We start from the raw sequence: 16231 nt of genomic DNA on the forward strand, positions 1-16231 counted from the left end.
AATAATAATGAAAGAATTAAGGACACGCTAACACATATTGTAGAAAGTAATTATAAAATTGTAGAGGCCCTAGGCTATATATTCTAATAATTTAGGATTTAAAGAAAAGTTTAGATTTAATGGATAGATATCTTAAATATATATCTATTTATTGCTTTTATTAGTACCATAGATTATAATTTAAATTAACATAAACTTAAAACTTTCAATAGGAATATTTAGGGAGTGATTAAATGAACAAAGAAGATCAAATATTTGACCTATTAGAAAGACTGTATATAGAATTACAAGATACAAAAAAGGAATTAAAAGAAGATATTTCAAGTGTAAGAACAGAATTAAAAGAAGATATTTCAAGTGTAAGAACAGAATTAAAAGAAGATATTTCAAATGTGAGAACGGAATTAAAGGAAGATATCTCAAATGTAAGAGCGGAACTAAAGGAAGATATCTTAAATGTGAGAACAGAATTAAAAGAAGAGATATCCAATGTAAAAACAGAATTAAAGGAAGATATTAAAATTCTTAATGACAATCAGATGATTATATTCGATAAATTAGAGAGAATGGGTTCAGATATAGAAGAAATAAAAGAAGATATTTCAGAAGTTCAGATGATTACAGCCAAAAACTATAAAGATATAGTTAAGTTAAAATCAGTTAAATAAAAAAAGGCTCTAGTGAGTTATCTCCATTAGAGTCTTTTTTCTAGTTTTATGGTTAAATCTAATATCTCAACTCAATAAAATATCCCATTATATAAAGTATCCAAATATGAAGGGGATAAAAAATATAAAAGAAGTATTTAAGATTGAATCCTCTTTTGCCATTATACATTAGCATAAATGGTAGAGAAAAAACCATCATCCACTGGGGATTAAGGACAAAAAGATTATTATAAGTAAATCCACCTGTTAAAAATATAGAAGATAATAAGATATAAGCAATGGACATTTTTATTTTATCCTTTTTAAAATAAAAGAAAATTAAAACCATAGCGGTTCCAATAAAAGAACCTTCCGTAAAGAGAGAGATTAAACAGATGATAAATATTAATAAGATATTTTTTACTTTGTTTCTACCTTCCCTATTATTTAAGTTATCAATAGCAATAAGCAAGGCTATGCCCATAGCCATAGATAAAAATATATTATTTGTCACAAAATAATCTCTTCTAAAGGTAAAAGATACTAGGAAGTTTCCAATAAGCATTATTCCTCCCATTTAAAGAGTCTCATCATATAAGCATTTCTATTTCTCGTATGCTCATATCCTTCTACTAGAAGATAAAAGAAAATTGGTGCCACCAATCTGCCTAGCCAGTGAAACCAATAGGGTGTATTTGGTATAAATTGAGCAACATGATCAAAGACCATAAGCACTACCATTATCAATTTTAAAGTAAATCCATCAAAAAATTGCATATACTCCAACTCCATTCTTTATGGTAAAGGTTTTTAATTACCTAAAAAAGTATCAATTAAGTTTTCAGCTAATTTTTTTTGTATAGATGCTTGTGTAATAAGGAAGAAAATTATTGAAAAGAATATTAAGGCATCTGAATTTTTTTCTTCAGGATGAATTTGTTCTTCTAATTCATCAAATTTTTTTAATATTTCTTCAGAAAAAGTATTATATTCTATAGCTTGGATTTCTACAAAATTTTTATATAATTCTTCAATAGGAATAGACATATTTTTTTCTTTATCTTTTCTCTCAGAAATAGGAGATAATAAAGAATGAATATCACCTATAGATAAAACTTGTTTTAAATGATAAGTTAAAATCAATAACATCATATGTTTTTTAGAATATTTTTTCTTTACAGGAGCTGGAAGAATTTTATTTTTTGTATAATTATTAATCATAGTTTTGGTCAAGATTTTATCTTCTTCTGTTCTTTTAAACTCTTGAAGTTTATCTTCCATAAAGGTTGTTACTTGATCCATGTACAATTCAATATCGGGAATTTCAGAAACATCAATAGTCTTGAAATGTAAGCTTTCTTTGATTAAATTTAATAGTTGTTCTTTATCAAACTCCACAATTATCACCTCATTCTAATTATAGGGTATCTAATACTACATATCAACATAATGATATGAAAAGGTAAAGAAAAATAATAAAAACATATTGTTATGTTTTTAAAATAAGTATATAATATAATGTAGTAATAAAAACTATATAATAATACATGAGCAAGAGGAGAGGTGGTTCGATGAAGCGTAAAATTAAAGATCCAGTTAGTGCATTAACTCATTTATTAGGAGCTGTTTTATCCATATTAGGGGCATTAATTCTTATTCGACATGCTTACCAAGAAGCTACAACTTGGCATATTGTTTCTTTTATTATCTATAGTATTAGTCTTATTTCATTGTATACAGCTAGCACAGTATATCACTGGGTTCCGATTTCAGGGGAAAAAGGATTAATCTTTAGAAAAATAGACCATATGATGATTTATATTTTAATAGCTGGAACATATACCCCTATATGTTTAATTTCTCTTCGTGGTCCTTGGGGATGGAGTTTACTTATTAGTATTTGGATTCTTGCTATTGCAGGAATTATTTTAAAAAGTATTTCTATGGATATTCCTCGATGGCTGTCTACAGGAATATATATTGTAATGGGTTGGCTTGTGGTAATTGCATTTTATCCACTTAGAAGATCTCTTCCAACACAAGGTATTCTTTGGCTAATAGGAGGGGGAATTGTTTATACATTGGGAGCCGTTATCTATGCTTTAAAATGGCCTAAATTTACGAATAAATGGTTTGGATTTCACGAGTTATTTCATTTATTCGTTATAGGTGGTAGTGTATGTCACTTTTTGTTAATGTATAAATATATCTTGTATACAGTATAGAAATAAGATTTAGATGCTAGTGCTTATTTACACTAGCATTTTTATTGACAAAGACGGACTGTATTGATAATATGTAAGCATAATAGATACACTTCTAAAGTGTATTAGTACAAAGTATATTAATAGGGAGGTCTATAAATGAGAAGTCCATTATTAATGACACCTGGGCCAACTCAGATTCATGAAAGTGTAAGGTCGGCAATGGCAAAAAATATAACCAATCCAGATTTAGATGTAAGTTTTTTTGAATTTTATAAGGAAACTTGTAATAAATTAAAAAAACTTTTAAACACCAAAGAAGATATACTTATTCTAGGAGGGGAAGGGATACTTGGCTTAGAAGCAGCTTGTGCTTCCTTAATAGAGCCAGAGGATAGAGTACTTTGTATTGATAATGGAATATTTGGAAATGGGTTTGGTGATTTTGTAAAGATATATGGGGGAAAAGTAGAATATTTTAAGGGAGATTATAGAAAGGCCATTGATATAGAAGAATTAGAACAGTTTTTAGTAAAAGACCACAATTTTAAATTAGCCACTATGGTTCATTGTGAGACACCTTCAGGAATTACCAATCCTGTAGATAAAATATGTAATTTATTAAATAAATATAATATAATTAGTGTAGTAGATTCTGTTTCAGCAATTGGTGGAGAACTAGTAGAAGTAGATAAATGGGGAATAGATATAATTTTAGGTGGCAGCCAAAAATGTATATCTGCATCCCCTGGATTAACATTTTTAAGTATATCTAAAAGAGCTTGGAATACAATTCTTAACAGAAAAACACCTATAGCTTCCTTTTACTGTAATTTAGCATTATGGAAAAATTGGTATGAAGAAAAGTGGTTCCCTTATACCCAGCCAATAAGTGATATTTATGGATTAGATTGTGCCATTGATATAATACTAGAAGAAAATAATTACATAGAAAGACATAGAAGCCTTAGTGAAAAAGTAAGAAATGCTATAATTAAATCAGGTCTAGAATTATATCCTTTGGATGGATATTCTAATACTGTAACTACTATGGTAATCCCTAAAGGTATCACCTTTAACGAAATATATAATAATATGCTAAATGAACATAATATAATGGTAGCCGGAGCTTTTGATTATTTAAAAGATAAAGTAATAAGAATAGGACATATGGGGGAAAATTGCCATGAAGAAAAAATATATATTACATTAAAAGCATTAGATGAGACCTTGAAGAAATATGGAGTAAAGATAGATGGCAGCATACATAAGTATTTTGCTGAATGAAAATAAAGTATAAATAAAAAAAGCATTCAATTTCAAAGTTGAATGCTTTTTTTATTTTATCAAGAAATGGTGGGCGATATTGGAATCGAACCAACGACCTCCACGATGTCAACGTGGCACTCTAACCAGCTGAGCTAACCGCCCTTATATTTACTTACTTAGGTATAGTATCATATCTGCAAAGATTTTTCAATTGCTAAATAGTATTGTTTTTTATAATCATATAAGTTAAAATTGGATTAAATTATAAAGGAAAGAGGGTTTTTAGAATGAATAAAATTATTCCAAATAGAGAAAAAGCTTATGAATTATTGAAAAAATACAATAAAAGTGAAAGTCTTATAAGACATGCACTAACTGTAGAATCTGTTATGCTACACTTTGCAGAATTGTTTGAGGAAGAAGATGTAGATAAGTGGGGAATAATAGGATTGATTCACGATCTTGATTATGAACTGTATCCAGAAGAACATTGTAAAAAGACAAGAGAAATTTTAACAAAAGAAAACTGGCCTGAAGACTATATTCGAGCTATAGAAAGCCATGGATGGAATATTTGCACTGATGTTGAGCCTGTAGAGAAAATGGAAAAGGTATTATATACCATTGATGAGTTAACTGGACTAATAACTGCTACTGCTCTTATGCGTCCAAGTAAAAGTATTTTGGATATGAAAGTAAAATCAGTTAAGAAAAAGTGGAAGGATAAGGGATTTGCTGCAGGAGTTAATAGGGAAGTGATTGAAGAAGGAGCAAAAATGTTAGGAATGGAAATAGATGAAGTAATTAATGAAACTATAAAGGGAATGCAAAAAGCAGCAGAAGAAATTGGATTGAAAGGTGAATTATAGGGTAAAATTATTAAGAAGTATAATAAATGAATTTACCTATAGAAAGGAGAAAATATGAAATGGAAAAAAGAGAGGGTCTAGTCACTATGGGCGGGAATCCGATAACTCTTATAGGTAAGGAAATAAAAGTAGGAGATCAAGGACCTGATTTTACAGTATTAAGAAATGATTTATCAGCATATTCTTTAAAAGATGCAGGAGACAAGATAAAAATAATCAGCGTAGTTCCTTCCTTAGATACAGGTGTATGTGAACTTCAAACTATAAACTTTAATCAAACTGCATCTGACTTAGATGATGTTATTATTCTTACCATTTCTGTAGATTTACCTTTTGCACAAAAAAGATTTTGTTCAGCCAATGACATTAACAAAGTAATTACTTTATCTGACCATAGAGATTTATCTTTTGGAATGAACTACGGATTTGTCATAGAAGAATTAAGATTACTTAGTAGAGGAATTGTAGTTCTTGATAGGAATAATGTTGTTAGATATGTTGAGTATGTAAAAGAAGTTGGAGAGCAGCCAAACTATGATAAAGCCATAGAAGAAGTTAAAAAACTAATATAAATTTAGGAAAGAATCTCGTAAGAGGTTCTTTTTTTATGTATATTTTTTATGCAAATCCACAAAATACTTTTATATGAGTATATTTCATAAAAGGAGTGGTCGCAATTAAAGGAGTAATAATGTCGGGAGGAATGGGAACAAGGCTTAGACCTTTAACTTGTCATTTACCTAAGCCAATGGTACCTATTTTTAATAAACCAGTAATGGAATATGGAATAGACCTTTTAAAGGAATATGGAATTGATGATATAGCGGTTACACTATACTATTTACCTACTATGATTATGAATCATTTCGGAGATGGATCGAGTTACAATGCAAATATTAAATACTATATTGAAGAAAAACCATTAGGTACTGGTGGTAGTGTAAAAAATGCTCACGAATTTTTAAATAGCACCTTTGTTGTAATTAGTGGAGATGCTTTTACTAACATAGATTTAAAGAAAGCCTATAATTTTCATAAAGAGAAAGGCTCTAAGGCTACTTTAGTATTAAAAAGAGAACCGATTCCATTAGAATATGGTGTAGTTATAACTGATGATAACGGAAAGATAATAAGATTTCTAGAAAAACCTAGCTGGGGTGAAGTCTTTAGTGACACCATTAATACAGGCATATACATTTTAGAACCAGAAGTATTAGATTATTATAAACAAGGACAAAACTTTGATTTTAGTAAAGATTTATTTCCAAGACTTCTTAAAGACAACATACCTATGTATGGTTATATAACGGAGGAATATTGGTGTGATGTTGGGGATTTAGATACTTATATAGGAACGCATATAGACATACTTTCAGATGAAAAGAAACATTACTTATTAGGAAAACCGCAAAGTAAGGGAATATGGATAGGAGAAGGTACTGTTATCGAAAAAGATGCAAGAATACACCCACCTGTTTATATAGGAAGAAACTCTATAATAAGGGAAGGAGCTGTTATAGAACCTTATACAGTTATAGGAGATTATTGTGCAATATCTGAAGGAACTTCCATAAAAAGAAGTGTTATTTGGGATAAAGTTAATATTTCTAAAAACTGTGAAATTAGAAGATCTGTTATATGTAACAATGTAAATATTAGTGAACGTAGCAGGATGTTTGAAGGTGTAGTAGTAGGTTCTTATTCTAAAATTTTTTCAGACACTACAGTAAAGCCTAAAATAAAAATATGGCCTTATAAGACAATACAAGAAAATGTTACAGTAAAGGATAATTTAATATGGGAAGAGAAAACTTCAAAAAAACTATTTGGCTATAGAAATATTTCAGGAAGATTTAATGTAAACTTAACTCCTGAAATTGCTACTAGAATTGGAACTGCTTATGCTTCTGTTATTAAGCCTAAAGGAACTTACGTTGTAAGCAGTGACGAATATAATTTATCAAAATCTATTAAAAACTCCATTATTTCAGGGATACTATCAACAGGTTCTCAAGTAATCGATATAAAAAATAGTACTATACCTATATGTCGATTTGGAGTAAAACATTTTAAGGCAGATGGTGGTATTCATATAAGTACTGACAATCTTTACGAAGATATGCTACATATTGAATTTATCAATAAGGAAGGAGCCAATATCGACAAAAACACAGAAAGAAAAATTGAAAATTCTTTTACTATAGAGGATTTTAAACGCTGCTCTGGTAATGAAATTAAAGATGTAGTCAATACTTATAATTTTTCTTCCATTTATATAAAAGAGGGAGTAGAAAAGTTAAAAAACATTAACGAAATCAGAAATAAAAAACCAAAACTGATTATAGCATCTCCATCCAAGAATATATCTAACTTAGCAGAAAGATATCTTAAAGATATTGGATGTCAAGTGAAAATAGTAGAATACAACAGAGAAATGGAAGTAGAAAGCTTTCAAAATATTATATTTGAGGAAACCGGGGATTTAGGAATTGTTTATAGCGGAAATGGAGAAAAAATAGTAGTTATGGATAGTACAAATGTTATTCATGATGAAAAATATTATTTACTATCCTTACTAATAGGATTTAAGAGCGGAGAAATGAAAGAAGCAGTGGTTCCTTATAATTTTCCTAGGATTGTGGAAAAAATAATCTATGAATATGAGGGAAGTACAATCTATAGCAAATCTAATATTTCAGATGTTATTCAAGAGATTGTAAATAGAAATATAGATTTTCAATATACTCTAAACTTTGATGGTATTTGGGCTTCAGGGAAAATAATTGACTATTTAATAGGTAACAATACTACTTTAACTAGGATAGTAGAAGAATTACCTCAATATTTTTATATGAAAAGAGAGATTCCGTGTAAATGGGATGACAAAGGAAATATTATAAGGAGATTAACAGAAAATCGGCAGGAAGGAATTGAATTAAAAGAAGGTGTTAGGTTTATAGATGATGGAGGATGGGCATTAATTATTCCTGATGAAGAAAAACCTGTATTTAATCTCTATATAGAAGGTTACAATGAAGAATATGCAGAGGAGTTATGTACTCTTTATGATGAAAAAATCAAGAACTTAATGAAATCTTGATTTAAGAACGTTAAGGATGAAAGGAAGGACGATATGTGGCCAATTATTAAAGACGTAAATTTGAATGAAGATATGTTAGTCGAACATGGAGAAGAAATTGGAGCATTATATGAAATTGGTGGAAAAGCTAACGTAAAAGTCTTACTTTTAAAGAGATTAAATAGAAGCTTTAGAGATATAGAGAAAGCTTATTTAAAATTTAATAAAGAGGTTTCTAATGGAAAGAATCTACCTAAAGGAACAGAATGGTTATTAGATAATTACTATTTTATTGAATTAACCTATAAAGAATTGAAAGATAAATTAAAATCACAAAATAAAATAGAATTAGGCATAATAAAAAGTGGTCCACTAAAGGGATATCCTAGGGTATATGCACTTGCCCTAGAGATGGTATCCCATTCAGCAGCCAATATTACAGAAGATAATCTAGTAAGATTTACAAATGCTTTTCAAAAGGAAGAGATATTAACATTAGAGGAAATATACCATCTTTCCACATTCTTAACGTTAGGGTTAATGGAATATATTAGAGATATTTCGTTAAGCTTACTTAAAATAGGTGAAAAATGGGATGAAATAGAAAACATTGATCTTTCAATAGAAGAGAATATAATAAAACTAGTAGATAATATACATACTATGGATTCTACTAAAGTAGAAAGATTAGTAAGAAGAATAAGACAAGATAAAGAAGATTTTCAGCAGATATTAGAAATAATTGATAGAAAACTAGATTATGCAGACAGCAGTATAAAGGAAACCTTAGAAAAAGAGTACAGAGTTCAATCTAAATATAAAATATATCTTGGATACGGTATCACAAGCTTGAGAAATCTATCTTCTCTTTATTGGGAAGGTATTTTTGATTCTATATGCTTAGTAGAAGAGGTATTAAAAGAAGACCCCTTAAATGTATATGGAAATATGGACTTTCAATCCAAAAATTACTATAGATATGAAGTTAAAAAATTAGCAGAGAAATTTGGAGTTCAAGAAGTATATATTTCAAAGAAGGTTGTAGAATTTGCTAGAGAAGAATGGGATAAAGGAAGCCAGGATAAAAAAGCTCATGTGGGATTTTATTTAATAGATGAAGGAAGACAAAAACTATTTGAATTTTTTGGTTATGATAATAAGAATAGTAGTCTTATGTTAGAGAAATACAGCTATTATTATTTCCCTATCATTCTATTATCAATTGTATTATCATATATTTTCAGCAGCTACGGATACATTAAAGGTAATATTTATTGGAGTATGTTAATTTTTATTGTTGTTTTTATTCCTATGGTTACCGTTTCTGTAAACTTAGTTAATTACTGCTATACCAAAAGATTTAAGCCAAAAGTGTTGCCTAAAATTGATTATAAAGAAGGTATACCTAAAGAGTGTGCCACATTTATCGTTGTTCCTGCCCTTTTACCAAATGAAAGCAGAGTAGAAGAACTAGCAAAGAATTTAGAAACTTATTATCTATCTAATAAAGGAAAAAATATCTATTTGGGAATAGTGGGGGATTTTAAAGACGGAGATAAAAAAACTACAAAAGAAGATGAAGGAATAGTAAATAAAGGCTTAGAAATAATACAGGACTTAAATAAAAAATATAGTGATGAAGAAGATATATTTTACTTTCTTCATAGGGAAAGGGTATATTCTGAAACTCAACAAAAATGGATGGGGTGGGAAAGGAAAAGAGGAGCATTAGTAGAGTTTAATAATTTATTGTTAGGAGACGAGAAAACAACTTTTAATTTTATTTCAGGTGATGTATCAAAGCTTAAAGATAGAATAAAATATGTTATTACTTTAGATGCAGATACTAAATTAATTATAGATGGTGCTAAAAAGTTAATAAGTACTATATCCCATCCTTTAAATACAGCTGTATTGGATGAAGAAAAGAATATTGTAAAAGAAGGCTATGGTATTATTCAGCCAAGAATTCTTATAGATATTGAGAGTAGTAATAAATCATTATTCACAAGAATATTCGCAGGAGCTGGAGGGATAGATCCTTATAGTGGTGCCATTTCAGATATATATCAAGACTTATTTGGAGAAGGAATATTTACTGGTAAAGGAATATATGATTTAAGAGTATTTCAACGGTGTTTAAAAGAAAATATACCAGAAAACACTGTATTAAGTCATGACCTATTAGAAGGTAGCTATGTTAGAGTAGGATTGGCTACAGATATTGAGCTAATGGACGGATATCCTGAAAAGTATAATTCTTATATTATGAGACAGCATAGATGGGTAAGGGGAGATTGGCAATTAATTAAATGGTTAACTAGTAAATATGGTAATTCTATTTCTTCTCTTTCTAAGTGGAAAATCCTAGATAATATGAGAAGAAGTTTATTACCTATATCCTTATTTCTTATATTATTTTTTGGTATAGCATTTTTCCCTGGAAATGTTTTTGTTTGGTTAGGGGTTTTTATATTTCTAGAAGTTATACTATATAAAAATTTTAAAACTGAAAAGGTAAAATTAAATGGGAATATTATACTAGGGTATAAAACCTTTTTTTATCAGAGTATTTTATCTCTTTTATTTCTTCCTTATGAAGCTGTTATGATGTTAGATGCTATAATTAGAACCTTGTATAGGGTACTAATTTCACATAGAAATCTACTGGAGTGGACTACAGCCTTTGATATGGAGAAAAAGTTAGAGAATAATCTTTCCAGCTATTTTATTAGGATGAAAGAAAATATTATTTTTCCAATATTATTGGTAGGTTTAACCTATATCTTTAATCCTAGAAATTTGGCTCTTAGTAGTATTATTGGTTTGCTTTGGTTAGTTGGACCAGTAGCAGCTTATATAATTAGTAAAGAAGATAAAGAAACCATAGAGGTTCAAGAAGAAGATATAGAAATGCTAATGGAAATAGGAAGGAAAACTTGGGAGTATTATAAGACTTTTACCGATGCTAAAAATAATTATTTACCTCCAGATAACTTTCAAGAATATCCTTATAATGGAGCAGCCAATAGAACTTCTCCAACAAATATAGGTTTCTATCTTATATCTATACTTTCTAGTCGGGATCTTGGATTTATAACTACTGAAGAAATGGTAGATTTAGTTGACTTAACTATAACTACTATAGAGAAAATAGAAAAATGGGAAGGTCATCTATATAATTGGTATGATACGGAGACTTTAGAGCCATTAAAGCCTATATTTGTATCAACGGTAGATAGCGGTAACCTTGTATCTTATTTAATAGTATTAAAGGAAGGATTGAAAGAATATCTAACTTCCTATATCCATGGGAAAAGATTAGAAAGTTTGATTGAAAGAATAGAGAAATTAATAGATGACACGGAGTTCAAACCTTTATATGACTCTACTAAGGATCTATTCTATATTGGATATAATGTAGAAGAAAAGAAAGTATTAAATGTTTATTATGATTTATTAGCTTCTGAGGCTAGAACTACAAGTTATATTGCAATTTCAAGGAAAGAAGTACCATTAAAGCATTGGGAAAATTTAGGTAAGTCTTTAATTATGGAAAAAGGCTATATAAGTCTAGCATCCTGGACAGGTACAATGTTTGAATATTTAATGCCTTCTTTGGTTATGAAAAATTATAAAAATACTCTTCTAGATGAAACTTATCAAACCTCTATAAAAATACAAAAAGATTACAGTAGTTATAATAAAGTGCCTTGGGGGATTTCAGAATCGGGATTTTTTGCCTTTGATAGTCAGCTAAACTATCAGTATAAAGCTTTTGGTGTACCAGCTTTAGGTTTTAAGAGAGGATTAAAAGAAGAGTTAGTGGTATCTCCATACTCTACTTTTTTAGCTCTAAAATTTGATTATAATGGAGTATTAGAAAATATAAGGAGACTTAAAGAAGAAGGTTTAGAAGGCCCTTATGGATTTTATGAGGCTATTGATTATACAATAAGCAGATTACCAGCTCATTTAGACAAAGGCATAGTTAAAAGTTATATGAGTCATCATCAAGGTATGATATTTACTGCTATAAACAATTTTATAAACAAGGATATAATGGTTCATAGATTTCATAGGGATTCAAAAATGAAATGTGGGGAATTTCTTTTGCAAGAAAAAATTCCTTTAAAATTAATTATATCAAAAGAAAAAGAAATCTTAGAGGGAACTGGAATAGTTAGAAAAAGAGAAGGACTTTGGAATAAAAGAGTATATTCAAAAGAAGATTTATCAGATATAAAATGTCATATTTTATCATCTAGCTCCTATTCTTTAATGATAAATAATAGGGGGGAAGGGTTTTCAAAAAATGAAAATATGTTTATTAATAGATGGAGAAAAGATTTTTTGTCTACACCCTATGGACAGTTTATTTATATAAAAGATTTGAAGAATAATAAGCTATGGTCAACCACTTATGCTCCTACATATAAAGAATCAGATTTATATAAGGTGGAGTTTTCTACATATAAAGCTGTATTCCATAGAAATGACGGAAACATTGATACAAAAATGGATATATTTCTGCTACCAGAAGAATTAGGAGAAATTAGAAAAGTCACTTTAATAAATAATGGAGAAGAAGAAGCATTTCTTGAAACTATAAGTTATTTTGAAATAGTAGGTGCAACATTAGAATCTGATGTGGCTCATCCAGCTTTTAGCAACCTATTTATTAAAACTGAAGTGTTAGAAGAACAACAAGGATTAATAGCCCATAGGAGAAAAAGAGAAGAAGGATCAGTAGATAATTTGATTCTTCATGGCATTAAATCCTTTGGAGATAATGAAGATAAATTTCAATATGAAACAAATAGAACAAATTTTATAGGAAGAGGTAACTCTTTAAGAAAACCTAAAGGGGTAGAAAAGGGACTTACCAACACAGCTGGAATAGTTCTAGATCCTATAATGAGCATAGGAAAAAAGATAAAGCTACAACCTAATGAAAAAGTAGAAATATATTATATAACAGCTTTAATTCACAGCAGACAGGAAGCTATAGATATACTTAAAAAATATGACGATTTGAATAATATTAATATGGCTATGGATCTTATAAACACTAAAAGTCAGACTGAAATGGGATATTTAAATTTAAATCACTCAAATATCAAACTTTATGAAGAGCTAATTCCCTATCTGTTTTATTTAAATAAAAACATTAAGCTGCCTTATACTGAAACAATAAAGAAAAATATAAAAGGTAGGGAAGGTCTTTGGGCTTATGGTATTTCTGGAGATAATCCTATAGTATTAGTTACTATAAAATCCATGGAAGGTATAGAAACTTTAATTAAAATAATCCATGCCCATGAATATTGGTCTTATAAAGGCTTGAAAGTAGATATAGTGATTTTAAATGAAGATGATAGTATATATTATCAACCATTATTTGAAAGTATAAGAGAGACTATATATGAAAAAAGAGGAAATATAATAGATGTTTCTGGTGGTATATTTATTAAAAATGAAAATATCTTAGGTGATGAAGATAAAGCCTTACTGTATAAATGGGCTGCATTAATTATAAAGGCAGAAGAAGGCTTTATAGATAAAAATTCTATAGAAGACTCTATCCCTTATAAACAATTTAACCGTAGAGGAACAATAGAGTATCCAAAAATAGACAAAAATCTAGACATTGATAACTTTAATGGTTATGGAGGCTTTACTAAGGATGGTAAAGAATACATTATTAAACTTACAAAAAATTTAAATACTCCACTACCTTGGATAAATGTTATAGCAAATAGAAAATTCGGATTTATTGTTTCAGAATGGGGAACAAGTTTTACTTGGTCAGAAAATAGTAGGGAAAACAAGCTAACACCTTGGTATAATGACCCCATAATGGATTCTTCTGGTGAAATGGTTTATATAAGGGATGATGAATCAGGGGAAGTTTGGAGTATAACACCTAAACCTGTCAGAAAAGAAGAGGATTATACAATCACCCATGGACTAGGTTACAGCAGTTTCTATCATTATAGCCAAGGTATAGAGCAAAGCTTAACTATGTTCGCTCCTGTAGAAGATAAGATAAAAATAAATTTAATTAAGTTAAGAAATATCTCAGATACAGAGAGAAAGATAACATTGGTTTATTATATTAGACCTGTTCTAGGAGTAACTGATGAAGAAAATGAGAGTTTATTGGAAACAGGTATGAACGAAGGAGAAATATTTACAGTTAAAAATTCAGCCAATACTGAATTTAAAAACAGTACTATTTTTATTGGTACATCAGAAAAAATAAGAAGTTATACTGGAGATAGATTAGAATTTTTAGGACATTTTCCTAACTATGAAAAGCCAGAGGGATTAATGAAAGAAAGATTTTCAAATACAGTAGGATTAGGTTATAATCCCTGTAGTGTAATAGAGGTAGAAATCATTATTTCATCAAAAGGTGAGAAAGAAATAGTATTTTTATTAGGAGAAGAAAGAGATTTAGAAAAAGGATATACACTAATAGATAAATATAAGGATATTGAGTTTTCAAAAAATTCGTTAAAAGAGATAAAGGGATTTTGGAATAAAAACTTAACGAAAGTTCAAGTAAATACTAAGGATACTACTATGAACTATATGATGAATAATTGGCTGATGTATCAGACTATTGGGTGTAGGATATGGGGAAGAGCAGGATTTTATCAAGTAGGGGGAGCTTTTGGTGCAAGGGATCAAATGCAAGATGTAACCAATACCCTATATCACTTGCCAGAAGAGGCAAAGAGACAAATTATAGAAAATTGTTACCATCAATATGTAGAAGGAGATATCCAACACTGGTGGCATCCTGTGCCTAATAGTGAAGTGCATAAAGGGATTAGGAGTAAATGTTCTGATGACTTACTATGGTTACCTTTAGGAGTAGCTGAGTATATCTTAGTGACTGGAGACTATGAAATCCTACAACAAATAGCACCTTATATAGAAAGTCCAATATTAAAGGAAACTGAATATGAGAGATATGAAATTCCTAATAAATCCCAGGAGAATGGAACAGTATATGATCACTGTATAAGAGCTATCGAAAAATCGCTAAATTTTGGGGAAAATGGATTACCTCTTATGGGAACTGGAGACTGGAACGATGGCATGAATAAGGTAGGATATAAAGGGAAAGGTGAAAGTGTATGGCTAGGGTGGTTCTTAGCTACAGTATTAGGAAAGTTTATACCAATCTGCGAAAAGATGGGGGATTTAGATAAGGTAGAGAAATATAAAAATGTCATCTTAAAGTTAAAAGAAGCTATAGAAACTAATGGATGGGATGGAGAATGGTATTTAAGAGCTTTCTTTGATGATGGAACCCCTATAGGATCTAAAGAAAATCAGGAATGTACTATAGATTCTATTTCTCAATCTTGGTCCGTAATCTCTACGTTAGGAGATATAGAAAGGTCAAAGACTGCGTTAAGCTCTGTAGAAAAATATTTGGTTAATGAGGAAGAGGGAATAATATCCCTATTATCCCCTCCTTTTGATGATACAGATTTAGATCCTGGATATATAAAATCCTATGTTCCAGGAGTAAGAGAAAATGGGGGACAGTATACTCATGCAGCTATCTGGGTAATTAAGGCATTTGCTATGTTAGGAGAAGGAGATAAGGCCTATAATTTATTTAGGCTAATAAATCCAATTAATCATTCTAGTACATTAATAGAATGTGCAAAGTATAAGGTGGAACCCTATGTTATGGCTGCTGATGTATATACTAATCCACAACATTTAGGCAGAGGTGGATGGACCTGGTATACTGGCTCTTCTGGATGGATGTACAGAGTAGCATTAGAAGATATATTAGGATTCACAAAAGAAGGAGATAAAATTTTCATAAACCCTTGTATTCCTAAAGATTGGGAAGAGTATAGTATAAAATATACTCATGAAAATACTTTATATAATATAGAAGTAAAAAATCCAGATAAGGTGAATAGTGGTGTAAAACAAATATTAGTAGATGGAATAGCCATTGAAGAAAAATATGTTAAATTAATTAATGATGGAAAAGTTCATTTAGTAGAAGTGAAAATGGGAAATTAAAATGTTAAAAGGCTCTAATTAGACTTAAAATTTAATTAGAGCCTTTGATATATATTAAATTTTACTTAGATATTCTTTAAATAAATTTGATATTATAATAGT

At 29.4% G+C, this 16231-nt stretch carries 10 protein-coding genes and 1 tRNA gene; 7 read left to right on the plus strand and 4 right to left on the minus strand.

Annotation, left to right across the window (positions count from 1 at the left end):
- The first annotated feature begins 233 nt into the window (after positions 1 to 233).
- The gene (locus KQI42_RS07820; RefSeq protein ID WP_216518518.1) at positions 234 to 668 is read left to right on the plus strand and encodes a hypothetical protein; all 435 of its coding nucleotides are present in this window, start codon (positions 234 to 236) and stop codon (positions 666 to 668) included.
- Between the two features lie 58 nt (positions 669 to 726).
- Here KQI42_RS07820 and KQI42_RS07825 read toward each other — a convergent pair whose 3' ends face one another.
- Genes KQI42_RS07825 through KQI42_RS07835 form a run of 3 tightly spaced genes read right to left on the minus strand, consistent with a single transcriptional unit; the run spans position 727 to position 2045 of the window.
- The gene (locus tag KQI42_RS07825; RefSeq protein WP_216518520.1) at positions 727 to 1212 is read right to left on the minus strand and encodes a TraX family protein; all 486 of its coding nucleotides are present in this window, start codon (positions 1210 to 1212) and stop codon (positions 727 to 729) included.
- Positions 1212 to 1424, minus strand: coding sequence for a TraX family protein (locus KQI42_RS21315; RefSeq protein WP_216518523.1), 213 nt, complete (start codon positions 1422 to 1424; stop codon positions 1212 to 1214). Before KQI42_RS21315 ends, KQI42_RS07825 begins: the two co-directional genes overlap by 1 nt.
- Before the next feature lie 33 nt (positions 1425 to 1457).
- Complete coding sequence (locus KQI42_RS07835; protein ID WP_216518524.1) at positions 1458 to 2045, minus strand: DUF1836 domain-containing protein; 588 nt, start codon at positions 2043 to 2045, stop codon at positions 1458 to 1460.
- A 173-nt stretch (positions 2046 to 2218) separates the two neighbouring features.
- On the opposite strand from KQI42_RS07835, the gene trhA reads away from it, so the two are divergent.
- Together trhA and KQI42_RS07845 are read left to right on the plus strand one after the other, a co-directional pair.
- A complete protein-coding gene (gene trhA / locus KQI42_RS07840) occupies positions 2219 to 2872 on the plus strand; it encodes a PAQR family membrane homeostasis protein TrhA (protein WP_216518526.1) in 654 nt (217 codons plus the stop codon).
- Positions 2873 to 3010: 138 nt separating this feature from the next.
- A complete protein-coding gene (locus KQI42_RS07845) occupies positions 3011 to 4138 on the plus strand; it encodes a pyridoxal-phosphate-dependent aminotransferase family protein (RefSeq protein ID WP_216518528.1) in 1128 nt (375 codons plus the stop codon).
- A gap of 67 nt (positions 4139 to 4205) precedes the next feature.
- On the opposite strand, the gene KQI42_RS07850 is transcribed toward KQI42_RS07845, so the two are convergent.
- Positions 4206 to 4282: transfer RNA gene (locus tag KQI42_RS07850), tRNA-Val, on the minus strand.
- A 125-nt stretch (positions 4283 to 4407) separates the two neighbouring features.
- Here KQI42_RS07850 and KQI42_RS07855 point away from each other — a divergent pair.
- The 4 genes from KQI42_RS07855 (at position 4408) to KQI42_RS07870 (ending at position 16129) form a co-directional block, all read left to right on the plus strand.
- Positions 4408 to 4989 (plus strand): HDIG domain-containing metalloprotein, encoded by a 582-nt coding sequence (locus KQI42_RS07855; protein ID WP_216518530.1) that lies wholly within the window; start codon positions 4408 to 4410, stop codon positions 4987 to 4989.
- A gap of 59 nt (positions 4990 to 5048) precedes the next feature.
- Positions 5049 to 5561 (plus strand): thiol peroxidase, encoded by a 513-nt coding sequence (tpx, locus tag KQI42_RS07860; RefSeq protein WP_216518532.1) that lies wholly within the window; start codon positions 5049 to 5051, stop codon positions 5559 to 5561.
- Between the two features lie 119 nt (positions 5562 to 5680).
- The gene (locus KQI42_RS07865) at positions 5681 to 8089 is read left to right on the plus strand and encodes a sugar phosphate nucleotidyltransferase (protein ID WP_281420376.1); all 2409 of its coding nucleotides are present in this window, start codon (positions 5681 to 5683) and stop codon (positions 8087 to 8089) included.
- A gap of 33 nt (positions 8090 to 8122) precedes the next feature.
- Positions 8123 to 16129, plus strand: coding sequence for a glycoside hydrolase family 94 protein (locus KQI42_RS07870; RefSeq protein WP_216518536.1), 8007 nt, complete (start codon positions 8123 to 8125; stop codon positions 16127 to 16129).
- Positions 16130 to 16231 lie beyond the last annotated feature (102 nt).

Source organism: Tissierella simiarum (assembly GCF_018917865.1).
GTDB lineage: Bacteria > Bacillota > Clostridia > Tissierellales > Tissierellaceae > Tissierella_C > Tissierella_C simiarum.